We start from the raw sequence: 24,593 nt of genomic DNA, 5'->3' as shown, positions 1-24,593 counted from the left end.
GTCTATTCTAAAGCGTTTACTTTTTCAAAGAGATAAAAGATTAAACTCATCAACACCGCGACGGCGGACGCAAGTACCATTCCTTTAAACTCGATTTGTCCCAGTCTAATGGATACGCCGCTTAATCCTGTTGTGAAGATAACGGAGGTTAGCATAAGGTTTTTCGGCTTGGAGTAGTCGATTTTTGAGTCAACCAAGAGTCGGATACCGGAGGCGCCAATCATACCATAGAGAAGGAATGTTACACCACCGATAACATCACCCGGTATGGTTTGGATAATTGCTGCAAGCGGACTGATAAAAGCCATCAGGATGGAAATGGCTGCAGCTCCGCCGATAACGTACACGCTGTATACGCCGGTAACTGCCATAACGCCGATATTTTCACCGTATGTTGTCGTGGGAACGCCGCCAACCATACCCGAAAGTGCAGTGGAGAAATTATCTGCAAAGATGGTACGATGCAATCCGGGATCTTTAATAAGGTCTCGTTTAATGATATTCGATGTAACGACCTGATGACTGATGTGCTCGCTTGTGATAACCAGCAGTACCGGCAACATCGTTAAAATTGCTTTGATGTCGAATTTGGGTAATTGGAAGTGGGGTAGGGTGAAAATGCCTGCTTCTTTAATCGGTGTAAAATCGACCAATCCGAAGAAGACGGAAGCCGTGTATCCGGCGATAATTGCGATCAGGATCGGAATGGTGGAAAAGAAACCTCTAAAGAGGACAGATCCGAATACCGCAAAACCGAGCGTGATAAAAAATACCGTGATATCCGCTGTAGTAACGTTATCGGTCATAATATTAGCGCCGATGTTGCCGCCACGGACGGTAAGGCCTACCAGCTCAAATCCGATGAGCGCAACAACCGAACCCATTGCCGCAGGAGGAAGAATAATATTGATCCACGATGAGCCGAATTTATAGATAATCAGCGCAATCAGACAGCCGAGTAATCCCGTTACTACAAAAGCGCCGAGTGCATATTGGAACCCCATGCTAGAGATAATCAAACCGGCCGGCCCTAAAAATGCAAAGCTGGAACCGAGGTAAGCCGGAGCCTTTCCCTTTCCGATAAGGATGAAAAGCAGTGTTCCTACTCCATTCATCAGCAGAACTATGCCCGGATCAATTTGGAAAATGATGGGAACCAGAACCGATGCACCGAACATTGCAAACGTGTGCTGCAGGCTGAGCGGAAGGAAAAGGCTAGCCGGTACTTTTTCATCTACCTGATAGATTTTTTTCATCAAGACCTCCATCTAACATCGCATTTCAAGGTAACCTGTTCTGAAACGGAAGTTTCAGAACAGGTTACCTTGAAATGCAGGCAGTTCCGAGCGGATCGTCGGCACTTGCCCAAAATTTCCACACTGTAGCATTTTTACCGCTTTCGGCGCAATAGGATAGTTTCGGTGTACAGGGTAATTGCATTGAGCTTTGTGGTTAGTCGTTTTTATTTCCAAAAAATTTATGATGGTAGGCTTCCAAATCCTTGTCTTCGATATGGGTGTAAATTTGAGTAGTGGCGATGCTTGCATGACCGAGGAGGCATTGGACAGAACGGAGGTCGGCACCGCCTGCGAGTAGATGTGTCGCATACGAGTGACGGAGTGTGTGGATTTTTGTGGTAACGCCGCTCAGTTGTTCGATTTCTTGTAAACGTTTCCAAATACCTTTACGGCTAAGCCGTTCGCCATGGTGATTTAAGAACACCGCTCCGGTGGTTTCGGTGTTTTCACGGTGTGCCGGTTTTAAAAGAAGCGAGCGTGCTGTTTTTAAATAAGCAGCGAGTCGCGTTCCTGCCTGCGAACCGAAGGGAATGATGCGCTCCTTGCCCCCCTTGCCGTGAACTTTTAGCAACTGCTCGTTAAAGAAAATATCCTCCAGCGAAAGCGTTACCGCTTCGCTTACGCGCAGCCCCGCCGAGTAGATAAGTTCAAACAGAGCGCGGTCACGGATACCGTTCGGTGTATCCAGCGGAATAGCTTCTAAGAGCTTATCTACTTCATCGGGTTCAAGCGCCCGCGGCAAGTTTTTTTCGCGGCGGGGACTTTCCAGCTGTTCTGCGGGATTATCGGCGCGGACGTTTTCCAGCTGCAAAAATCGGTAAAAGGAGCGGAGCGCCGCCTGATCTTTCGCAAGTGTCCTTCCCGTTACCCCTTCTGCCGCCCGCGCAAGGAGAAACCCGATACAGTCGTCTTGGGAAGCATCTTCGATAAGGCGCTCCTCGCCCAGCTGCTGCTGAAAAAGTCGCAGCGTATTGAGATACGTTTTAGCGGTCAGCTGCGCACGCGCCTCCGCCGAGATTAAATATCCGTAAAATGCCCGTAATTGTATTTCCGTCATAGCCGTGTGTTCAGGATAAGCACATCAGAGTTTTTTTGAATCTCTTCCGCAGAATAATTAAGGCCGTGAGACCATTTGAACTATCTTCAACTGTTGTACACGGATGTACATTTTTCAACGATGCCATCCATGACAGTTCTGGTTGAATGGTCTTGATTATTCTGTGAGGTTGCCTAAAAAAAACTGATGCGATTGCTCTACCATATTTGCGGATACTATACACGGAATTGCAAGAAAATGCAAAGAAAAACCGCACAGCCGCGAAGAGAAAGTTTAGTTCTTCTTAAGCTTTAACGCATTACTTTGATAAATAAGTTTCCAGTGCTGAGGGTTGCCTATTTTATCCGTTATCGTAAATTTATTTTTATAGTCTGCTGTAATGTTAAACCCGCTTCCGCCTTTGACTACTACTCGATCGGCTTTATACCCATTACCCCCCCGAACTGTTTAACGTAATACGTGCAATCTTTTTCGTAGCGGTCAACTCACCGGTCAGCGTGATAAAGGCATCATTCGTTAAATATATGTCATTCTTGCTTGGATCTACCGTAATAACCGTAGAACCCGACATATTGAAGACCGAACTGCCAGTTGCGATCTGTATAGCACCTCCACTCGTTGTTGCCTCATTGCCGGTAACGGTAGTGTTTTTGAGTGTAAGTTCTTTATTGCTATAAATGCCGCCTCCTTCACTTTTAGCTTTGTTATTCTGCAGCGTAACACCGTCCATCGTACAAGTTCCCGCGTTAAACATCCCGCCGCCGTGGTATTGTACGTTGTTATCCTTTATCTCAGCATGGTTAATAGTTGCCGTTCCATAGTTATACACGCCCCCGCCGTAGTCAGCCGTATTCTTGGAGATGATGACAGGATTCCCGCTAGACCTATTGATAGTTAATGTACCGGCCTGAGTACCGCTTTTAGCTTTATCCACAAATATACCGCCGCCGCTACTATTATGTCCTTCTATCCTAATAGCCTTGTTACCGCTGATTTTTGTACCGGCGTTTAAAGTACATCTAGCATCTTCACTGACAAAGATACCTCCACCCTGTCCTGCACTGTTACCGTCGCTTGGATTGTCACCGCCTATGGTACATCCTGTTATCGTAACCGTGGAATCTTCGCTATAGATAGCACCACCCCCACCGTTTGCAATTGAACCACTTGCCTCATTCTTTGTAAAAGAGCCCCCCGTTATGGTCAGGGTACTTTTTTTAACGCACATACCGCCGCCTTTCTTTGCACTACAATTATCAACCGTTACATTTTCCAATGTACATTGACCATTCCACAGATGTATACCGCCGCCGGTAGTATCTGAACCGATTGCTTTACAGTTTTCAATTGTTGTATCTTTTATGCTCACCGGTTCTGTCGGCGCTTGAATCTCGATACCGCCGGATGACAAGCCACCATTTCCATTGCACTTTTCTATCGTACAGTTTTCGAGTGTTAAAGTTTTACCTTTATTAAAGTAAATACCGGCAGCATTATCTTGGGTCTTACAGTCCTTAATCGTTACATTCTTCATTGTAAGGGAATTATCTCCCTCAGCAACATAGACGGCATATCTTTCGGTCTTGGTTAAAATTAAATTTTCAAGCGTTAAGGTTTTGTTGCCACTCACCTCAAAAATACCGGTACTCTTGTTATTGGATTGCTCACTATCAGCTCCCTTACCACCTGCATTCAGAGTATACGTATTACTGGCTTTTGACTTTATGGTAATATCTTTTTTTACCGTTATTGTAGATTTGTTACTACCTGCAGCAGCTATGTTGTAAGTAAGATTCTGTGCTATTTCGATAACGTCGCCGTCGGAAGCACTTTGCACTTTATTCCGTAAGTCTTCCCAACTAGTTGCCTTTATTGTCGGTCCCTGACCGCCAACTGCCTCAAGCTCGCCGGAAGCATTTATCTTCCATTGATCGGCATGCAGTCCCGTAAGCGTAAATTTACCTATATTGTCGGGAGTGAGATTGCCGGCAAGTACTTTTCTTCCTGCAGAAAAAGACGGCACCGATACCCCGGCTGCCGTTTGAGAGGCTGCGAGATTTCCATCGACGGTTATATAAGCCGTTTCTACCGATAAGTGAATATTATTTACGGCTTTTACTTGTGCAGAATCTTTAAGAGTTATACCTCCCGTTATCACTACAGCCATAGCATCGGGATTACCGTCCGCTGTTTTATTGTCCTTGATAACGGTATTTCCTTCCAAAACGAGCGTCCCGGCAGCCATAACGTTTGCAGCAGCAGCGCTTCCGCCTGCAAGGAAACTATTATTTTCGACAACGGAATCCGTAAGGGTACACCTTCCCTCTACTATCAAAGCGCCGCCGTTTACAGCCTTACACTCTGTGATAATGCAGTTCGTTAGTTGACACGTACCGCCGCTTAATACCTGTATTCCTCCGCCTATTCCGGTCGCGATAGTTCCGCTCATCTTACCGTTTTTTAGCGTAAGCTCCTTCAGCGTTAAATATCCTTCTGAGGCAACCTTGAAGAATCTCCCTTTTTCGTTTGCATTTATGATGTATCGAGACGGAGCGCTGCTTGTAACTTTGCGTTGTACGGTAAGAGTTTTATTTATTTCAATTTCGCTTGATTCTTCAGTACAGTTAAGATTATTTCCAATATTAATAACAGCGTTGTCATCGGCATGCGTTACAACATTTTTCAGTTCCTTATATGTTGTAAGCGCATTTTTAACTTGGACATACAGTTCCGTTTTAATACTGTCATCGGTGCCTTTTTTTGCCCAAACGGTGAGCTTGTGAGCATTTCCATCGGCAGAAAGACTTATTTCAGTTCCCTCAGTCCCACTTCCCGTATCAATCCGATAATATGCTGTTGTACCGCTGGAACCGGTAATCGACAGCTTTGCCTGACCGCTCTCTTTATAGATAATCAGCGGGGTTGTATGCTTATACTGCCCTGCATCAGATACAAGATCGTCCGAACCGCTTTCTTCGTACGATTTTTCTTCTGCGGAGATGCCTTCCTTTATACGCATACCCGGCTTGGAAATCTCTTGCCACTGCGCAGTGTATGTCGTATCTGTTGCAGGGAATACGAGCGGTGAAGGCAGCGTAGGATCCCAGTCGTTGAAGGTATAGCCGGCTTTAGTAGGATTAGCAGGCGGGGTAAACGCTGCACCAAATCTACCGGCTCTCGTAACATCATCTGTACTACTGCCGATTTTCCCGCCTGCAAGTTTAAAGGTTACGGTAACTATCTTCCCCTGAGTACCTACCGTAACCGGTTCCGAATACAGTCCCTTTGCATCCTTTAATCTAACCGTATAGTCTTTTTTGGAACTAGCCGGCTTTACTTCAACCTCGGTTTTAAAATACAGCGTCCAATCGGAAGGAATTTCTTTCGCATCGATGGTATCTAACTTTTTTACCTTATCTTTATCGATAAAAGGGCTGTCAGCTTGTGCTTTCAGCTGTTTCGATTTACGGTCAACCGAAAGGTTGTATATTGTTCCGTTGATTTCAACACCGGCAATATCCCCATGCAAAAGCCCGTTGCCGCATGTTTTTTTCATATCGTCATCCGACAGTTGCAAGCACAGCACATAATAACAAGTTTCGGAAAGTGAAGCGGTTCCTGTCTGTCCAATAACACATTCGGCAATAGCCGGAGGAGGAGTATTTACGTTGAGCTTAAACGGAATGTTTTGCTTAAACACTCTGCCGTCCGTGGTATAGAGTATAATAGAAGGAGTTATATCTCCTCTGCCCCATTCATACTTTTGTAAAAAGGCAGGGTTATAGGTAAGCTTCAGTTCGGTATTTGAAATTTTTTTAAACTCATAATCATTGCCGGATTGCGGTGCAGCAACTCTTTTATCGGGGGCATCCGGAATATGCGGAAATGAAATAATATCGGCAGGAGCATCGGAATCCCCCGGCATTTTTAAATTTAAGTTTTTAGAGTTGTGCACGGTAAATGTAACGGTTACGGGTGCCTTTGAGGAAACGTATTGCATACCTTCCGTATAGATTTGAGGCTGCGGCTCAAACCGATACTCCGCAATCGATACTCCAGCTGACCAATAGCTTAAATAATCTTCAATATCTTCCGTGTAATTTTTACAGGCTATGGAAAGGCAAAACGCAAAAACTGAGAGAATAACTATCCGCACAACTTTTTTCATGTAAAACTCCGGCAGAATTCAAAACGGCTACAAAAGCATTATTTTTATATTTTATATCATATTGATCAAAAAAGAAAGAACAAATGTATTTGCCTTCTCAAAATTTACTGTCTGCCAAGCAGGGCAAGAATACACGCACCGACTACCGGCTCAAAACGGCGGCGGACAATCCGCACCTGCGGCAACGCATCACAGATATATGCGGCGGTCAGTTTTGCAAAAGAAGATTGATGTTCCAAAATGCCGCCGGAGAATACCACTTCAGCCTCCGTTCCGTCAAAGAGAGCGCCGTATACGCTGCGGGTAAGGAGCGACAGGTCTTGTGCGGCCGTTGTCAAAATATGTGTTGCAACCGCATCCGATTGCTGCGCCGCCTGAAATACACAGGGCGAAAAAGAGGCAACCCTCGATTTATCAAAGTTTGTATACAAAAAGGGAAATAATTCCCGTATGGTGTTGACACCGTAATGGTTAAACAGCATCGGAGCCAATATGGTACGCTCTCCGCGCCGTTCCAAAGCAGCGGCGGCGGCTTTAATCCCGTCCAATCCTATCTTAAAGCCGGAACCTTCGTCCCCAATCAAATGGCCAAGCCCACCGGCGCGGGCGGTTCTGCCGTTTTTATCTAAGCCGGCGGCAATGGATCCGGTACCGCTCACCACGATAATGCCTTCCGCCGTTCCGGTACCGCCTGCGAGTGCGGCCAGTGCATCGTTGCAAAGGTACAGAGGGCAGCGGATTCCCTCGCCGGTAAAAAAACGGCGGAAATCTTCGGTCTCTTGCTCCGTGCTCATACCGGCGGAAGCAAAGCAGCCTGCAGCGCAGTTCTGCACATCGATGCCGCTTTCAATTTTGAGTTTTTGAATCAAGTCGCGGAGATTATCGCAAGCTGCATCAAACCCTACCGCATACCGGTTGGTAGAACCGCCCTTTACCTGTGCAATCAGCCGATCGGTTTCATCACAGATACCGAGCCGGGACTGTGTTCCCCCTCCGTCGATCCCAAAAAATAATTGCTTCATACCTATGCCGTTTATCGCCGTTTATACGCATCGAGCGCATTGTTGATATTGCCGTTCCCCTGCTTAAGCAGCGCTTCCGCTTCCTCTTTCGATACCTCAAGCGAAGCCATAATCACCGCCGTCCGTATCTTCCGTCCGGAATCTTCAAATATCTGTGCGGCACGCGCTTCCCCGCATCCGGTAATCTCGTTAATCAGCCGCTTCGACCGTTCCACCAGCTTTGCGTTCACCGGCATCAAATCGATCATAAAGTTATTATAGACCTTTCCCAGTCTAATCATCGCGGTGGTGGTAATCATATTCAGCGCGAGCTTTTGCGCAGTACCGGACTTCATCCGGGTAGAGCCGGTAACGATTTCGGGTCCGACCGGCAGATAAATAGGATAATCGGCAAGCTCGAAGGTGCGTGAATCTTTATTGCAGCTTATTGCACCGGTCGGACTGCCGAGCGAACGGGCATACCGGAGCGCTCCCAGCACATAAGGGGCGGAACCGGAGGCGGTAATGCCCACCAGCATATCGGCCGCCGAAAAACCTGCACCGCGCAGCTGATCGACACCGTGGTTTTCATCATCCTCGGCGCCTTCGATAGACCGGCGGAGCGCGGCATCGCCGCCTGCGATAAAGCCCTGCACCATATCGGGGGACACGCCGTAGGTGGGCGGACATTCTGAGGCGTCAAGCACCCCCAAACGGCCGGAGGTTCCCGCACCGAGGTAAAACAGCCGTCCGCCTTTTTGAAACACCTCAACCACACAATCGACCAACCGCGTCAATTGCGGAATCGCCTTAGAAACCGCCTCGGGAACTTTTTTATCTTCATTATTGATAATCGTTAAAATTTCTGCCGTACTTTTCGTATCGATTTGATATGAAGCAGGATTGCGCTGCTCCGTTACGGGAATTTCTTTCATTATAATCTACTCCTCTTTCCATTAATTATTGGAACATTCCGATAAATTCTTCCGGCAGCAAAACCGGTATTTCTGCATTTTTGTAGTCTTCAATATTTCTGGTTATGATATATTCACACTGATGTTCTATAGCTGAATAATATTGCAATGCATCTTCAAAGTCAGAAAATTTTGATTTCAATGCTTCCAATACATTCTTATGATCGATCGTTATTACCGTTATGTACTTAACTATCGTTGATATAAATTTCCGTGCTTGGCTATTTCCTCCGGCCTTTCTCAATATATAATAGATATTGGCAACACAATTCGATGAAATAGCTCCTATGATAATATTATTCTCTGCCATTGCCAATATGATTTTACTCGCAGAAAAAAATGGGTCGCGAGCCAATGCAACATCAAGAATAACATCGGTATCGATAAAAACTTTTTTTATCATACATATTTGTCCTGTAATGCTTCGCTGAGCATATCGCTGTATGATTTTCCATTGTCATGAAACATCCCGGAAATACTATCGGTTATCGGTGATTTTAGTGTAGAAAAAGAAGTGCTTATGTCATGATTGCTTACGATATTTTTAAGATACTCTTCTACAATTCGAGAAACGCTCCGATTCTTTTTTTGCGCATATTCCTTTGCCTGTTCTATTACGGATTGCTCTATAGTTAACGTAAGTTTTGCCAACATATATCACCTCGTACGTGTAATCATAACACATAAACACGTGTGAGTCCATATAAAAAAACTCCGTATATCTATAGGGTATCTCTAAAAATTCGGTTAGATTTGCTTCGCATCCTTCGGAATAGAGGTGTCCCTTTGTACTAAAATATCACATTGGATTTTTCACTTGGATTTTTTACGTTGACATTTCCTGTATCTACAGAATATAATACGCGCAGAGTATCTAAATGACTTTTGATATGAAAACTATGACATTAGATGATTTGATTATGAATCCTCTTACAGAAGAAGATAAAAAAATAATACATTCAGCAAAGCCTGTAATTACAGAAGACTGTCCTGAACTGTCAGAAGTACAGTTGAAGAACTTCAAGCCATGGTATGAAGTTCTTCGAAAAGCAGTTTTAGGATAAGAAAAAGTAAGATGGCTCTTGTTTATACCGAAGTTTTTGCACAATCATTTATGCGTCCCGTCTCTCTATGCGCAATTATTCCGGCGGAAGACAGCGCGCCCGATGCCTCCGGTAACAGGCCGCAAGCGCAGGAAAACCGGCCTCTTAAAACGCTCTATCTGCTGCACGGGCTGTATGGCTGCCATACGGACTGGCTCACGCTTACAAACATACGCCGCTACGCAACGGAAAAGCATATTGCCGTCATCATGCCGGCGGCGGAAAATGCGTTTTATATCGACGGTAAACTTCCCGGGCAGCAGTATGGCGCCTTTGTCGGGGACGAGCTGATACAGCTGACACGGAGGTTGTTTCACCTTTCAGCAAAGCGGGAGGACACCGTTATCGCGGGCCTTTCGATGGGTGGAGCCGGAGCAATACGGGCAGCCTGTTTATATCCGCAGAACTTCGGAGCCGCCGCAGGTATTTCCTCCGCTTTTTTAACGAGGGAACAACTTTCGCCCGAACATCCCGTCTTTACCCCTGAATGGGCGGAGGGTATATTCGGCAGCATAGAGAATATGGAAAGCGAATATAAAAATGCAGTGCTCACAATGAAAAAGTCCGTGCAGGGAAAGGCTTATCCGCAGATCTCCCTTGAATGCGGTACTTCGGACGGTTTCATCGGCATCAATCGGGACTTTCATCGTTTTTTACAGGAACAGGGTATCGAGCATTACTATGAAGAAAGTCCCGGCGGGCATGAATGGCCGCTGTGGGATCGCGGCATTAAAAAGATTATTAACCGATTTTTTTAAATCGGTTAAAATAGGAATTTTCAACAGTTAGGAGGCAAGTGATGAAAAATAAAATCATTGCAGCATTGGCAGCATGTTTTCTCTTGATGTTGTTTGCATGTTCAAATGAAAACAGCAACAATTCCAGCGAAAAAGTTATGCTGGAATTTTGGACATGGCGTACCGAGGATGTAGAATTCTACGAGAAGGTTATTAAAGCCTTTGAAGAAAAGCATCCGAACATCAGCGTAAAGCAAACCGCCATTAAAAACACCGAGTATAATACGATCGTAAGCGCATCACTGCAAGGCGGTGGAGGACCGGATGTCTTTATGGGCAGAGCCTACGGCGGTTTACAGACGCTTGCAGACAGCGAGTATCTCCTCGCGCTCGATGACCTTATTCCCAATTTAAAAGATTATTCGGAACCGGCTAAACAGGGTGCACGAAGCATTAAAGACGGTAAAATATACGGTCTGCCTGCGTTAAGCCAAGCGATCTTCTGTTACTATAACAAAGATATCTACAAAAAGCTCGGTTTAAAGGTTCCGGCGACATGGGATGAATTCCTGTCAAATCTTGAAGTCTGTAAGAAGAATGGTATTATACCGCTTGCAAACGGTTCAAAGGACGGATGGACGGTAGAAACCCTTTTAGGCGGCGTCGGCCCCAACTTCTATGGAGCTAATGACTTTTTTGATGCAGTCGTCGCCGGCAAAACTACGTTCGAAGATCCACGCTTTATCGATGCGGTTAAAAAAATCGGCGCGTTGCGCCCCTATATGCCGGAACTGTTTACCGGTGTCGGCTATACCGACATTCAGGGTTCTTTTATGAACGAAACGGCCGCACACATGATCGGCGGTTCGTATGAAGCAGGAACCTTTAAAGCAAACAACCCTTCCCTCCAATTCGATGCATTCCCGGTACCGGGCACAACGGCAGGAGAACAGTACGTTACCTTCTATGCAGATATGAACTGGGCAGTCAATGCAAAAACAGCACATAAAGAAGCGGCGCTCACCTTCTTACAGTTCCTCGGTTCACCGGAAGTCGGCAATATGCTGATTTCCGATCTGAAAATGATCAGTTCTACACCCGGGGTAGACACCTCGCTTGATCCGTTTGTCGGAAAAGTCATCACGATGATGAAAAACAGCACCAGCTATATTTTCCTTGTACCGTTCCGCTATGAACAGCCGACCGGTTCCGCTTTGTGGCAGGCAGCAGGGCAGGGCTACTTAGCAGGTTCTTTAACGGCCGAACAAGCATGTAAGAACGTACAAACAGGTATCGCTACCTATTATAAACCCTTCCAAAAATAGGGGCTCCCGGGCGAACACATCAGGCACTTTTTTATATCCGCCACGGATGGCGGTGATGCTAATCAGCAACAAGTTTTTCATTAGAAAAACTTGACACGAACATTGTACAAGGAAGTACAATATTCGTGTTACCCGCAGAAATCATTGAGGCTGCTCAACCAGAACTGCCAAGGATGGCAGTGGTTCCACACAGCAGCGATGTTTTGTGCACGCACAAAACTCGCCTTCAACTGTTGTACACGGATGTACAACAGTTGAAGATGGTTCAAATGGTCTCACAGCCCCAATTATTTTGCGGAATTTGATCTATTTGCCTGATGCGTTCACCCGTCTGCTGGAAAAATGTGCGAAATTTTATTTCCTTAAAATTTCGCACAAAAGGAAGGCAGGCGCCATGGATAATATGAAAGTATGATAACATCAAAAACAAGTAAATTTTTATGGATTGCGTTTTTCGTAACGCCGGCGCTGCTGATTGTCAGCGTGTTTATTTTGTTGCCGCTTTTTATGAGTCTGTTCAACAGCTTATTCAACTGGAACCAACTTCTCCGCGGCACATTTACCGGATTGGGTAATTTTAAAAAGTTGTTTTTTACCTTTCCGTATAACGAACGTTTTTTTAATGCATTAAAGCACAATGGCATCTGGTTTTGCTGCACAATGCTCATTCAAAATAGCCTCGGACTGCTTTTCGGGTATGTTTTAAGTAGAAAAATCGCAGGACACGGGGCCTTTAAGCGGATATTTTTTATACCGGTGCTTTTTTCAATTGTTGCGGTCGGATTTTTATGGGGTATGTATTTAAAGAGCGATGGGCTGGTCAATAGTTTTTTGAATCTCCTCGACCTCTCCTCCTTCCGGCGGGCGTGGCTCGGCGACGAAAACACCGCAACCTTTGCCATCATCGCAACCAATATTTGGCGCTGGGTGGGCTTCCCTTCACTTGTATTCCTTGCAGCCATCGACTCAATCGATCAGAGCTGTATCGAAGCCGCGTACATAGACGGCGTAAGCGAGATGGGCTTATTTTGGAAAATCATATTTCCGCTCATTATTCCGTCCGTAACGGTTATCACGGTATTAACCGTCATCGGCAGTTTAAATGTTTTTGAACAGATATACACCATGACCGACCTCGGCGGCGGACCGAACTATAGCACCGACACCATCGGCACGCTTTTTTACCGCACCGCCTTCGGTTCGGTGGATACGGGTAACCCCGAAATCGGCATTGGCAGTACCATCGCCGTTATCATCTATATTATGACCTTTTGTATTTCGCTCGTATCCGTCGCAATCGGAAAGGCAAAGGAGACACAAGTATGAACATGAATCTACGCATGAATACAGAATCCCCTGTAAAACGCCTTGCAATCGCCGGTATTTTAACACTGATGATTATCTATGTTATCTTGATCGCATATCCGCTTTTTAATATGGTTATGTCGTCATTAAAACCGACACGCGAAATTCTCCAGCACCCGTTCGCTCTGCCGATCAACCCGGATTTTTCGTCATATAAGCGGGTTTGGGTCGATATGGGATTCAGCACGTTTTTTATCAACAGCGTCATCGTAACCGCCTTCTCTATGGTTTTAGTGCTGCTGTTCGGCTCGATGGCATCATACGCTATTAGCCGATACGTGTTCAAAGGAAATACGCTGCTGTATATGGTCTTTTTAAGCGGTATCATGCTACCCCTCAAAGCTGCCATCATCCCGCTGTTTATGATTATCAGAAAACTCGGGCTTATGGATAACTTTTTGTCGGTTATTTTAATTTTTACCGCAATGGGGATTCCTTCAACCATATTTATTCTTTCGGGATTCTTTAAAGCTATTCCTGCAGATCTCGAATATGCGGCGCGGATAGACGGCTGCCATGACTTTACCATTTACAGTAAGATTATGATGCCGGTCATTGCACCCGGAATTGCGTTGGTAACCATTTACAACGCGGTGCCTATCTGGAACGACTTCTTTTTTCCGCTTGTCTTTTTGCACAGCAGGAATCTAAAAACCCTGCCGGTTGGTCTCAGCACCTTTTTCGGGCAGCACAGCACCAATTGGACGCTTTTGTTTACCGGATTAACCGTAGCCATCCTCCCGATGATGATTCTCTATTTATTTATGAGTAAGTATTTCATTAAGGGAATGACTGCCGGCGCGATAAAATAGGAGATTGTGGGGATGGCAAAAAAGTAACTAACTTTTGAGGCATCCTCACCCCCATCGCTTCTGTCCCTCGCTTTGCTTTTAAGGCAGTTATTCCGCAAATCGTATAAAAAATTTTTTTAAAGTGCCGATGATGATGATATGGAATCTACGAAAAATTTTTCTGAAGAGTTAGAACACCACATAGCCATACAACGGGAAGAATTTAATAGGCATTTACTCCCGCAGTTACAGCAGAATTATGCAGCACTCGGCAGTGTGGTAAAAATTCTCCGCAGCAATTTACTAAAAAAAGGCTTAGTTTATGACGATCCGTATAAATACGATAGCCGCATGACCGAAATAAAAGTCCCCAGTAACGAAGCTTTTGCTGATAGTGAACGAGCTGCTATCGTCGGTTCCCGATTAGCACAGTATCAAACGATGCTTGATTTTTTAACTAACTCCTATCAGTTTAACTGTTCGTTCTTAACACCACAGCGCATTGCATCCATGCTCGCATTGAATAAAACTTTTCAGTGGTCGGCACTTAATGAAAATTCGACACTTGCGAATACCCGTGCAATAGCCGAAATATGTAAATCGCTCCATTCCGTCTCCGATACGCTAACCGGCGGGCTATTGAGAGATTCGCTCGGGCACCTTGCAAAGCTCGATGCTGACATCAATAAAACACTCCGTCAGCTTGCCCGTCTACACCGGGAAGAATATAAACTAACGGTCAGAAAAAATATGCCGCCCGATTTAACGGTTTCACAAGCGGATATCGCAAGCCCGATTAAATTATTAAAAAATCTTAAAAAAGCCCTCGCGACAAATGATGAAAAACTCCCTTTTTATCATGATCTTGTAATGGAAGTTATTAAAGAAGATTACGGCCCTGATTCGGCACATCTGCAACGGGAAGTATTGCGTCATTTGAATATAACGCAAAAAGAAGATGTAAAAATTAATAAACAGGAGAATATGCGGCCGGTGCTTATAACAGGGCTCCGCATCCTCGGTACTACCGGCAATCATTTCGATACCTGCCTCACCAAACTCATGGCTAATCAAGAAATAGTATATAAATCACGTATGACGATTTTTACCAAGTTCTTAGAAGCTCTGAGGCGTGCTTTCAATATGGAAGAAAAAAAACATGAAATCACCATACTGATTAAAGATCCTATTAGCAACCTACAAAAAAAAGAAATAATCGTACTGGAAGATTTTACTGATAATTTAGCAAAAACAATTCGTATTTTTAGAATCCTTTCATCGGGGACTTCCGACCTTCAGCAGCGTTTAACCGGTATGAGCAATGAACAATTGCTTGAAATGCTAAACAAATACATTGTTATATGCAATGGGTATTTAAAAACGCTCGGAGGCTTGGATGATTATTATAAATCTACCGATGTTATATTGCGATCAAAAATGAGGGGAATAAAAATAGAATTAACAACAATTCGAAATGCGGTGATAAAAGCAAATCAATGCAGAGCGGAATACAATGCGAGTGTTGAAGAATATTTGAATATGAAAGAACTTGGATTAATTCATGAATAAAAAAAATATATTACTGTTTCTTGTTTTATGTATAGTTCCCTTTGTTGCATGCGCAGAAAATGAACCCTATCCTCAAAACGAGTTTGTTGTTTCGGTCACTACCGGTATTCCGAACTTACACCCCCATGCCGCGTATAATGCAAATGAGGCGCAAATTCTTACCGGATTGTACGAAGGGTTGTGTACATACGATCCTTATACGTTGCAGCCGGTGGCAGGATTAGCAAAGGATTGGAAAATCAGTGCAGACGGTTTGACATGGACATTTACACTGCGGGATAACCTCACATTTGAAAATGGTGACCCTATTACCGCGCAAGTATTCTGTGATTCATTTATCAATTTGTTAAACCCAAAACTTGATTTACCGTATGCGTCACTTTTAGATTGCGTTAAAGGTGTAAAAGAATACCGGAGTGGAATGGCTACGGACACATCGCATATCGGCTTGTATGCGGAATCGGATACTTCGTTAAAAATTTCGCTCGTATATCCCGCCGAACAACTGGCTAATATACTTTGTCATCACGCATTTTCCGCAGTACATCCTTCACAGCTTAAAGCAATAACGAAATATGCAGGTAAATCTTCTTTTGCAAATTCTGCCGCCGCTTTTAAACCGATCGCAAGCGGCCCTTTTAAAATAGAAAGTTTTACCGGCGACAAAATCCGCCTTGTAAAGAACTCTGTTTATTGGGATTCCGAATCGGTACGACTCCCTGCAATCAGCATATTGTTAGATGAAGATACCGATAAAATGACAGAAGCTTTTAATCAAGGTTCTATTCATTGGCTTTGCGGATCCGTCAATTTAAATAAAGTAGCAGCGGCATATACCATCCACATTACACCGATGTTTGCAACTGAATTCTTCTATTTTAAAACAAACACAACGCCGTGTAATAATCAAACGTTCAGAGAAGCGCTGCTCGCTGCACTCCCCTATACCGAATTGCGCAAAGATTATTTAATTCCTGCTAAGACGTTGGTATTCCCCCTCACGGGATATCCAACCGTACCCGGTGTTGATAAACAGGATATAGCAAAAGCTGAAAAATTGTTAAAAAAAGTCCCGCAGTCGGAAACAACACAACCGGTAAAAATTCTCTTACCGGAAACAGCCTTCTACATCCAACAAGCGGCATTGCTGAAAACTGCATGGGAAAAAATAGGAATTTCAACCGAGATTACGACAACACCCTTTGAAGAATACTACGACCGATTAAAGACGGATAACTATCATTTGGCTGTCATTTCGTGGATTGGTGATTTTGCAGATCCGCTTGCGTTTTTAGAATTATTCCGCACCGATTCAACTTTAAATGATTCAGGCTGGCACAATATAGATTATGAAAATTTTATCAAGAAAGCATCGGCAGAACAAAATCGCAAAGCGAGATTTGACTATCTTGCAAAAGCGGAACAGCTGTTACTCGATTCATCGGTTCTTATTCCACTTTCTCACGTTCCTGCAATCAACGTAATCGATTTAAGCGATATCAAAGGCTGGTATGTCAATGCGGTTAATATCCATCCGTTTAAATTTATCCGATTTGCCCAGCCCGATCCGTTGCCCGGAGTTGCGTTATATACCAAAGAGAACCGCTGAACGGAAATGTGCAGCGGCTCACATCAGGAACGAGCCGGCAAAACAGATTACGCTCGCAAGCAATGCATACACAACAAAATATTTAAACACCGCTGCAAGAATTTTGTTGTCGGAACCGGTAATGCCGATAGAACCTGCTCCAATTGCAATATTTTGCGGGCATATCATTTTGCCGATTCCCCCACCCAGTGCATTGGCCGCGGTAATCCAATATGGATTCAAATTAAGCGAATGTGCAGTCTCCATCTGTAAATTTCCAAAAAGGACATTGGTAGAAGTACCCGATCCCGTTATAAAGGCTCCCAACACGCCGATTAACGGTGCAACAAACGGATATACCGGACCGGCTGCAACAACAGCCGAACGGGCAATATCGGAAATCATTCCGCTGTATATCATCACCTTGGCAGTTGCCAAAACACTACAAATCGTTACAAAGGTTCTCCAATATTTTTTTAGGGTAAAGCCCAATACGTCGGCCATTTCGAACAATGAAGCCTTTTGAATAAGCCCTCCGCAGATGGCCGCTATAAATATCACCACTCCCGGAGTATTTATCCAGCTAAATGTGAGCGGCTTGCCTCCTTCTCCCGTATAAATCATAAACGAATGTTTGAAATCCTTAATGGCGTTGTGCACCGGAGGACAGAGCTTGGAGGTAAGAATTAACAATACAAAGATGAGCATAAACGGCGCCCATGCTTTAAGGCCTTCGGAAAAGCCGATATGCACTACCGGTGTTGTTATCTCTGCCACAACAGTTTTTACGGAATACTCCGATTCGATCTTTACGGCATCGGGAGCCTCATTACGTTTCCTTTTACCGAAGTTTGCCGCAAGGATTACACAGAGCATCGAACAAATTGAACCGACAATAGTTGGAAGTTCGGGGCCTAACAATTGCGCAAAAAGGAGATAGGGCACAACGAACGACAGCGATGCGATCAACGTAATATGCCATACGCCTTTTAATGCCTTTATGCCGCCTCCGCAGATCACCACCGCGAGGAACGGTGAAAGAAACGTATGAACGGCCTGTATGAGCGCGGCATTTGCGGCAAGCTGCTGCAAGTCCAACCCTGTAATGGAAGCAAGTGTCGCTGTCGGCACTCCTGCCGAGCCGAACGCAGTCGGCGTCGTATTTGCAACAAGACAAGCCGTTACTGCGTTGATGGGATTAAGACCTATTCCGGCAAGAATCGATGCGGGAATAGCAACCGCAGTACCGAACCCTGCCATGCCTTCCATAAAATTACCGAAACCCCAGCCGATAATCAGCATCAGAATTCTTTTATCATCGGAAATACCGATCAACATCCCTTTGATTTTTTCCATAGCGCCGGTTTTTATCGTTAAATTGTATGTAAAAAGAGCGGCAACAATAATCAAACAGATCGGCCAGAGCGCATACGCTGCTCCTTCAAACATAGCGGACGAGATATGTAGAGGAGGCAATTTCCAATAAAATCCTGCTAAAATCGCCGTTATCAGCAATGCAATACCGCAGGCTTTACAACTGCTCATCTTGAGCTTGCTTAAAGAAATAACAAGCCAGACAATCGGCAGCATTGCAAGTATGAAATTAATCAGTATCATGTATTATTCATCCTTCAGGGTAAACACATCATCGGTTAATATGGTTGAGCAAATCTTGGTGCCGGTTAAAGAAGTTCTGTATTGCAGTCAGAATTATTGTACGGATTTTTTCTTTATTTTGATTAAACACATCCTTATCGCTGAATAGCTCATGCATAACGAGCATGCCGTGAAAAATTTTAAACAAAAAGTACTCTTGCTCTTGAATGATATTCATAATTTTTTGTTCTTGTTGGGACGGATAGTGTAACGTTTTTATAAACAGTTCAAAGGCTTGTTTTTCCAATTGAAAATATAGCGCTTCATAATCGCGGTCATACGGTATTTCCGCTAGAAACATCAAGTAGAGTTTTTTTTCGGGTACTTCATCAAAAAGCTTAGCCATACAAGCGTCTGTTATGACCTCGGCAACCGATTCGGTACCTGCCGATTCCTGCACAATCTTTTCGGTTCGTTCATACCGGAAATAATTTCCGTTTTGCATAATATCGAAAAGGATTGCCTTTGTCGTTTTATAATATTGGTATACGCCGCCCTTGGAAAGCGTTGTGTTTTTCACAACATCTTCCATTGTCGTATAGCGAAATCCTTTCTCTAAAAATACCTTTTTTGCCGCTTCTTGTATCTCCGCCATGCGAGAAGATTTCGATTGCCGTTTAAACTTAGCCATAAGCTGTATAATATCAGACAGGCTTACAGCCCGCAAGACTTAAAGGAGTTAACGCGAGAAGTCAAAGTGCCTCTTCAACGCAGGCGGGCAAAGCTCACACGTCAACGCGCACTAAAGGCCGAGTTGATCGGCGATACCGCACATAGCGGTAAGCGCTAATTCTGCAAATTCCGGAAACGGTATCCCGATATTTTCTATTGACATCATTGCGCCTCTATCGGCACCGGCGGCAAATCCGGTTGCTTTCATTTTCTTGACGATGGATTTAACCTTAACGCTCGCAATTTTTTTATCGGGATAAACAAGCGTAACGGCGGTGATAAAGCCGGTAATCGGGTCGGCTGCAAAGAGCGCTTTTTCAAACAGTGTTTTCGGTACGGTGCCCGTATCGGGATTATGAGCGATAATAGCGTTGTACATTTCTTCACAGCCGAAATTCTGTTTCTTTAACAGCTCAACCGTTACGGGGCCGTGCCGTTCAGGGTGCTCCTGCCAGTTGGAAACGTCCATATCCAAATCGTGGAGCAGCCCGGTAATTCCCCACAGTTCTTCATCCGCCGGATCAAGCCGTTTTGCAAGGGCGCGCATAACGGCTTCGACAGCGAATGAATGCGCTATGATATGCTTGGTCGTAACATATCGATTGAGTAAGCCTATTGCCGTATCTCTATCAATGTTCATAGCTTTCTCCTGATAAAATAATTTTGCATTCCCGCAAGCGGCTTCTCTAAGGCCTTACACTGCGGGAACACAAATATCCGGAATCTTACAGTGTTAAGAATGCTCCCGGACCGAGCGGTAAGCCGGTTACATACCAAATAATCATCAAACCAAGCCATGAAAGCAGGAACGCGATTGAATACGGCAACATTATCGATATCAATGTTCCAAGACCGGAATCCTCATCATACTTTTTCATAAAGACAACAATCATTGCAAAATAGCTCATCAGCGGAGTGATGATATTGGTGCTGGAGTCTCCGATACGGTATGCAACCTGCGTTAAAGCCGGTGAGAGGCCGAGGTTTACCATCATCGGTACGAAAATCGGCGCCATAATTCCCCATTTTGCAGAGGCGGAACCGATAAAGAGGTTCAAGAAAGCGGAAATAATTACGAATGCGATGATAAGCGGTAAGCCGGTAAATCCGATGCTCTTTAAGAAGTTGGCGCCGTTTACGGAAAGAATGGTTCCGAGGTTCGTTTTACCGAAGTAGCTGACAAACTGCGCTGCAAAGAATGCCAATACGAGGTAGCCGGCCATTGAGCTCATTCCGTGCGTCATACCTTTTACGAGGTCTCCGGAACTCTTAATTTTTCCCAATGTTTTACCGTATACTAAACCGGGTACCAAGAAAAGGATTAAAATAACGGGGAGTAAACCGCCGTGCATAAAGTTGCTGAGGGAACTAACGCCTGTTTTGGGATTTACTTCGCTTAAAATGGCAAGGGACGGGAGACCGGGTAAGCCGAACATGCCGATTGCAAGGATGACCACCATAATCAGAATGGAAATACCCGCACGCTTTAACCCTTTTGTTTCTTCTGCGGAAACGGGCATATTGTCCGGTTGATAGGTGCCGTGGTATTCGCCTAAGTTCTTTTCTACGATCTTTTCGGTTACCAAGGTTCCGATAATTGTCAACAAGAATGTTGAAACGACCATAAAGTACCAGTTACAGGTAGGATCAAGCGGGATGTCCATACCGGCATTGTGCAAGGCCTCAATAGTGATGCCGGTTAACAGCGGGTCGGTAGTCCCCAGCAAGAGGTTCGCAGAAAAACCACCCGAAACACCGGCAAAGGCAGCGGCAAGACCCGCCAGCGGATGCCTGCCCGCATTGGCAAACACAATGGCGCCGAGCGGAATAACTACAACGTAGCCTGCATCGGACGCAATGTTACTCATAATACCGGCAAAAACGACAACTGCTGTCAGCAACCGAGGGTTAATATTGGTGAGAAGCTTCTTCAATGAGGTATTGATGAGCCCCGTCCATTCGGCAACGCCGATACCGAGCATTGCGACCAATACCGTACCGAGCGGCGCAAAACCGGTAAAGTTTTTCGTTGCGCTGTTCAAAATATAGCGAAATCCCTCGACATTCAAAAGCGAGACAGCCTTTATCGTTACTTCCTGCCCCTTTTTTGCGTCAAAGTAGGTAACCGGCGCACCGACAGCCGCTACAATGGCTGAAATAATAACAACGATAATGCTGAGGATAAAGAAAAGCATCGCCGGATGAGGCAGCTTATTTCCGATCCTTTCAACGCCTTTAAGAAAGCCTGAGACTTCCTTGTTCTTTTTTGTACTCATAAGAACTCCTAGAAAATGGTTTTCGCATATCATGATGCGATAATATCTTCAATTATATACGATGATTTTCGTATTGGCAAATATAAATTTTAATCAACAACCCCGACGCAAGCGTCGGGGTATTAAACCCTCCGCACGAATAATATCAATATCTTTTTATCATATAAGTCCGGCGTAATCAACGAAGTGTATTTGATGTACTTGCTCTGATTGCGCTGTTATATCCGGTTGACAATCCATTTCCATTCGTATATATTTCCACTATGAATAACTGACGGTATCGTCGGTTTCTATTTTAGGAGTGTTTATGACAGATAAACGAGAGGAGCTTGTATCGGGAAATATATTCAAGCTCATGTTACAGTTGGGCGTGCCGGGAATCATCGGTATGCTGGTAATCAGTTTGTACAGTTTCGTCGACGCAATGTTTGTCGGACGGTATGTAGGCGAAAAAGCGCTCGGTGCGATCAGCGTTGCGTATGCTTTTACGCTGGTGAATAACGGTATTGCGGTATTGGTCGGAATTGGTTCCGCATCGATTTTATCGCGGGCAGTCGGCAGGAAAGACCAAAAAACCATCGATGCGGTGATGGGAAACGTCTTGGTGTTGTCGGTACTGATGTCCTCAGTAGTAATGATAATCGGATACATTTTTGCGCCGCAGCTTCTCACCCTTATCGGGGCGGAAGGAGAAATGCACACAATGGGTGTACAATATTTACGGATTGTGTACCTCGGCTCCATATTTGTAAACTTTGGACAGGCTTCAAATATGGTACTGCGCGGAGAAGGAAGAATTGCACTTGCGATGATTATCATGGGATCCGGTGCCGTGCTGAATATTGTGCTTGACGCGCTGTTCATTATCGTGTTCAAACAAGGAATCGCCGGCGCTGCCGTTGCCACGGTTATTTCGCAGGCGGTTTTTGCATTGGTCAGCTTTTTTTACTTTTTGTGCTTCAGCAAAAATGTTCGCTTTAAAACCCTTAAACCGGATAAATCGATTGTCGGAGAAACAATTGCAATCGGTATGTCTGCGATGATTATGCAGGTTCTTTCGCTGGTACAGCAAACGGTCATGTATTCGACATTGAAAAAATACGGTGGAGAAGATCAGGTCGTTCTAATGGGCGCATTCTTCCGCTATTTGATGTTGAGTTTTATTCCGCTGTGGGGATTAAGCCAAGGGTTCCAGCCTTTTGTCGGTACGAACTTCGGCGCGGGGCTTTTTGATCGGGTAAAAAAAGGCACCGGCTTGTTCTATGGCTTCGGCCTTTTGCTCGCCGTCATTGCATGGGGTATCTTTTTGCTGAGTCCCGAAAAGGTACTTGGGCTGTTTATCGATAACCCCGTGCTCGTTGCACAAGGAAAAACCAATGCCGTTATTGCCATGATAATCTTCCCTGCGCTTGCAATTATGATATTGAATATGACGCTCTTTCAGGCCATCGGCAAGCCGAAACCCGCCGGTATTTTAGCGATCTCACGGCAGCTGGTGCTCTTTGTGCCTGCCGTACTCATACTGCCGCATTTTTTCGGGGCGCGGGGCGTATGGCTCGCAATGCCGCTCGTTGACGGAATTGTCGTAGTGCTTTCAGTTATTATTATGATAAAGATATTCGCAACCGACTTGGTAAAAAAATAACACTTTGCTGAAAGCAGGAAGGTAAATCAACATACCACGGACATCCTCGCCATAGAATGTACGTCCTGTACATTCTGTGGCTACGAGTTTAGCCTTACGTCTAAACTCGTTACTGATTTACTCCCCCGCCATCCTCGCCCAAGAATGTGCGTCCTTGCACATTCTTGGGCTACGAGTTTTTCTGACGAAAAACTCGCTACTGGTTATCACCCCGGACATCCCTGTCCGTTCTGATACGTCGAGGATTTATTTGTGCGCAGTAACGAAGTAGATGTGCCCCTCCAGCGCGTTTGGAAATAGCCTGTTGAGAAGCGTACCTCCTTGTACGCTTCTCAACGACGAGATTTGTGCATAACACAAATCTCGCTACTGGTTATCACCACCGACATCCTTGTCCGTTCTGAAATTGCTAGGAGCGCACAAAAAACACCCGCAGGCGTATCTTCGATACGTTGAGGACACTTTTTTGCCGTGCGACGCAGTAGATGCCCCGCTATTTGCAAACGATTAATTGATTTTTTCCAAGTAGGCCTTCGTAAACACCACATCCGGTATGTCGGAGGTATCAAAATCGGAGAGTATTTGCGTGGTCTTTTCACCCTTATTGATTTCGTTAATATAGATGGATTGAGCAGGCCAGTTGAAATTACCGATTTTGACGTATTTAGGCAGGAGCGTGGTGCGCATCAGCCGTCCGCTTGAGCCGTAGCTTTCGATTTTTAAGATAAGCGGATCAGTTTTACGCACGTAATATTTTTCCTGCGCATACCGCGCGTCAGAAAGAAGAGTCTTGAGCGTAACTGCATATACATCAAACTTACCGAGTTTTGATGCTGCTATATCGGTAATTTCGTAAGTCTTTCTAAATTCAGACCGTTTATTAACATCCGAAACACTTGCATCGGAATCCCCGATAGCGCGCTTAAGCGAAGAGTGGGTAAATTGATGCGAGGTAGGATCATATACCCAGAGGTTATTCTTTTCCTGCATATACCCCGTTCCCTTATCCGCCTCAGGCGCAAGCTGCACAAGCGTGGTTTGATCTTTTGTATCACGCCGGAATAGTTTATACTGCTGCGCAGATTTCGGTTCGTTCGGCTTTTCGATAATGAGCGAAAGCGTGCAGGTTATATCTTTATCAAAGTTACCTGCTTCGTACTGCTTTTCCAAAATACCGTACATCTCTTCCGTGCTCGGTATTTGTGCCGAAAGCGAGAGCGGCAGCGCACATAAGATAGCCGCAAAAAACACTGCGGCATATTTTTTCGTCATCGTTTTATAATCCATTATATTCTCCTCTTATATATTCTCCTCTTAGTAAAACGCTCGAGGCATTTTCTTACTTTACTCACGAGACCCCTTCATGGG

At 44.8% G+C, this 24,593-nt stretch carries 20 protein-coding genes; 8 read left to right on the top strand and 12 right to left on the bottom strand.

Going from position 1 to position 24,593, the window contains the following annotated elements; genetic code table 11:
* Window positions 1–2: 2 nt before the first annotated feature.
* From uraA to E4N69_RS08510, 7 genes are all read right to left on the bottom strand, one after another.
* Window positions 3–1,256, bottom strand: coding sequence for a uracil permease (gene uraA / locus E4N69_RS08540; RefSeq protein ID WP_253714071.1), 1,254 nt, complete (start codon window positions 1,254–1,256; stop codon window positions 3–5).
* A gap of 196 nt (window positions 1,257–1,452) precedes the next feature.
* Entirely contained in the window at window positions 1,453–2,355 is a 903-nt protein-coding gene (locus E4N69_RS08535) for a tyrosine-type recombinase/integrase (RefSeq protein WP_162663892.1), read from the bottom strand.
* 430 nt (window positions 2,356–2,785) lie between these two features.
* Entirely contained in the window at window positions 2,786–6,523 is a 3,738-nt protein-coding gene (locus tag E4N69_RS08530) for a right-handed parallel beta-helix repeat-containing protein (RefSeq protein ID WP_253823567.1), read from the bottom strand.
* A gap of 104 nt (window positions 6,524–6,627) precedes the next feature.
* Window positions 6,628–7,545, bottom strand: coding sequence for an N-acetylglucosamine kinase (locus E4N69_RS08525; RefSeq protein ID WP_253823566.1), 918 nt, complete (start codon window positions 7,543–7,545; stop codon window positions 6,628–6,630).
* Between the two features lie 11 nt (window positions 7,546–7,556).
* Complete coding sequence (murQ, locus tag E4N69_RS08520) at window positions 7,557–8,459, bottom strand: N-acetylmuramic acid 6-phosphate etherase (protein ID WP_253823565.1); 903 nt, start codon at window positions 8,457–8,459, stop codon at window positions 7,557–7,559.
* 25 nt (window positions 8,460–8,484) lie between these two features.
* Window positions 8,485–8,901 (bottom strand): PIN domain-containing protein, encoded by a 417-nt coding sequence (locus tag E4N69_RS08515; RefSeq protein WP_253823564.1) that lies wholly within the window; start codon window positions 8,899–8,901, stop codon window positions 8,485–8,487.
* Window positions 8,898–9,152 (bottom strand): DUF6364 family protein, encoded by a 255-nt coding sequence (locus E4N69_RS08510; protein ID WP_253823563.1) that lies wholly within the window; start codon window positions 9,150–9,152, stop codon window positions 8,898–8,900. The genes E4N69_RS08515 and E4N69_RS08510 overlap by 4 nt, the downstream gene beginning before the upstream one ends.
* 224 nt (window positions 9,153–9,376) lie before the next feature.
* Between E4N69_RS08510 and E4N69_RS08505 the strand changes: the two genes are divergently transcribed.
* The 7 genes from E4N69_RS08505 (at window position 9,377) to E4N69_RS08475 (ending at window position 16,997) form a co-directional block, all read left to right on the top strand.
* Complete coding sequence (locus E4N69_RS08505; protein ID WP_253823562.1) at window positions 9,377–9,562, top strand: hypothetical protein; 186 nt, start codon at window positions 9,377–9,379, stop codon at window positions 9,560–9,562.
* Window positions 9,563–9,573: 11 nt separating this feature from the next.
* Window positions 9,574–10,359, top strand: a complete 786-nt coding sequence (locus E4N69_RS08500; RefSeq protein ID WP_253823561.1) for an alpha/beta hydrolase — start codon at window positions 9,574–9,576, stop codon at window positions 10,357–10,359.
* A gap of 41 nt (window positions 10,360–10,400) precedes the next feature.
* A complete protein-coding gene (locus tag E4N69_RS08495; protein WP_253823560.1) occupies window positions 10,401–11,663 on the top strand; it encodes an ABC transporter substrate-binding protein in 1,263 nt (420 codons plus the stop codon).
* A gap of 411 nt (window positions 11,664–12,074) precedes the next feature.
* Complete coding sequence (locus E4N69_RS08490) at window positions 12,075–12,989, top strand: carbohydrate ABC transporter permease (protein WP_253823559.1); 915 nt, start codon at window positions 12,075–12,077, stop codon at window positions 12,987–12,989.
* Window positions 12,986–13,840, top strand: a complete 855-nt coding sequence (locus E4N69_RS08485) for a carbohydrate ABC transporter permease (protein WP_253823558.1) — start codon at window positions 12,986–12,988, stop codon at window positions 13,838–13,840. Before E4N69_RS08490 ends, E4N69_RS08485 begins: the two co-directional genes overlap by 4 nt.
* Before the next feature lie 138 nt (window positions 13,841–13,978).
* Entirely contained in the window at window positions 13,979–15,388 is a 1,410-nt protein-coding gene (locus E4N69_RS08480; RefSeq protein WP_253823557.1) for a TP0584 family protein, read from the top strand.
* Complete coding sequence (locus E4N69_RS08475) at window positions 15,381–16,997, top strand: peptide ABC transporter substrate-binding protein (RefSeq protein WP_253714064.1); 1,617 nt, start codon at window positions 15,381–15,383, stop codon at window positions 16,995–16,997. Before E4N69_RS08480 ends, E4N69_RS08475 begins: the two co-directional genes overlap by 8 nt.
* An 18-nt stretch (window positions 16,998–17,015) precedes the next feature.
* Here the strand turns inward: E4N69_RS08475 and E4N69_RS08470 are convergent, their stop codons facing one another.
* From E4N69_RS08470 to E4N69_RS08455, 4 genes are all read right to left on the bottom strand, one after another.
* Window positions 17,016–18,593: an L-lactate permease gene (locus E4N69_RS08470; protein WP_253823556.1), complete on the bottom strand. Its 1,578-nt coding sequence runs from the start codon at window positions 18,591–18,593 to the stop codon at window positions 17,016–17,018.
* 28 nt (window positions 18,594–18,621) lie between these two features.
* On the bottom strand, window positions 18,622–19,263 hold the full coding sequence (locus E4N69_RS08465; RefSeq protein WP_230977639.1) for a TetR/AcrR family transcriptional regulator: 642 nt from the start codon (window positions 19,261–19,263) through the stop codon (window positions 18,622–18,624).
* A 111-nt stretch (window positions 19,264–19,374) separates the two neighbouring features.
* Window positions 19,375–19,944 carry an HD domain-containing protein gene (locus E4N69_RS08460; RefSeq protein ID WP_253823555.1) on the bottom strand — a complete coding sequence of 190 codons (570 nt, stop codon included), beginning with the start codon at window positions 19,942–19,944 and terminating at the stop codon, window positions 19,375–19,377.
* A gap of 85 nt (window positions 19,945–20,029) precedes the next feature.
* Complete coding sequence (locus E4N69_RS08455) at window positions 20,030–21,580, bottom strand: AbgT family transporter (protein WP_253714061.1); 1,551 nt, start codon at window positions 21,578–21,580, stop codon at window positions 20,030–20,032.
* 307 nt (window positions 21,581–21,887) lie between these two features.
* Here E4N69_RS08455 and E4N69_RS08450 point away from each other — a divergent pair, with 307 nt between their 5' ends.
* Entirely contained in the window at window positions 21,888–23,225 is a 1,338-nt protein-coding gene (locus E4N69_RS08450) for an MATE family efflux transporter (protein ID WP_253823554.1), read from the top strand.
* 507 nt (window positions 23,226–23,732) lie between these two features.
* On the opposite strand, the gene E4N69_RS08445 is transcribed toward E4N69_RS08450, so the two are convergent.
* Complete coding sequence (locus E4N69_RS08445; RefSeq protein WP_253714059.1) at window positions 23,733–24,512, bottom strand: outer membrane lipoprotein-sorting protein; 780 nt, start codon at window positions 24,510–24,512, stop codon at window positions 23,733–23,735.
* Window positions 24,513–24,593 lie beyond the last annotated feature (81 nt).

Origin of the sequence: Treponema sp. OMZ 906 (genome assembly GCF_024181185.1) — a bacterium.
Classification (GTDB): domain Bacteria; phylum Spirochaetota; class Spirochaetia; order Treponematales; family Treponemataceae; genus Treponema.
This window is presented reverse-complemented; position numbering and strand designations above follow the sequence as displayed.